Annotated in this window: 1 protein-coding gene; it reads right to left on the bottom strand. The window is 71.9% G+C overall.

All coding sequences use genetic code 11. From position 1 onward, the window contains the following. Positions 1 to 74: 74 nt before the first annotated feature. Positions 75 to 215 (bottom strand): hypothetical protein, encoded by a 141-nt coding sequence (locus tag V5O49_RS00560; protein WP_332900513.1) that lies wholly within the window; start codon positions 213 to 215, stop codon positions 75 to 77. Positions 216 to 423 lie beyond the last annotated feature (208 nt).

A 423-nucleotide genomic window follows, 5' to 3' on the forward strand; every position in this document is an offset into this window, starting at 1 on the left:
GAGAGAGTGGGGTGCTGTTCCGGCGGGAGCGGGGCATTCGGCTCTCGGGTCTCTGGCGGAACCTGGGAGGAGTCTCAGCGCGGCTGGTTGACGTTGGTCGCCGCCGGGGGCACATTGGGGGAGGTGTGGGGGGGCCGCTCCATGAGCTGGCCGCGGCGGTGCGGCTGGGGGGCGGTGGAGTGGTAGGGCAGGGCAGGCAGCGTGTAGGCGGTCATCGGGTGTCCTTCGGTGGTCGGAGGGGACGATCCGTCCCGAACCTGGGACCTCGACCCCGGGCGAGGTGGACGGAGACGAGCGTCACAGCCCGAGCCCGGTCGCGGGGCCGGGACCTCGAGCGCGCTCGAGGTCCTAGCGTCGCCGGGCATGACCTACGTGATCGCCGAGCCCTGCGTCGACGTCAAGGACAAGGGCTGCCTCGAGGAG

Source organism: Isoptericola haloaureus, from assembly GCF_036689775.1.
Taxonomy (GTDB): Bacteria; Actinomycetota; Actinomycetes; order Actinomycetales; family Cellulomonadaceae; genus Isoptericola; species Isoptericola haloaureus.

What these genes read in the sequence shown, in the direction of transcription:
- V5O49_RS00560 (WP_332900513.1), bottom strand. Translation starts at nt 215, where the DNA reads ATGACCGCCTACACGCTGCCTGCCCTGCCCTACCACTCCACCGCCCCC.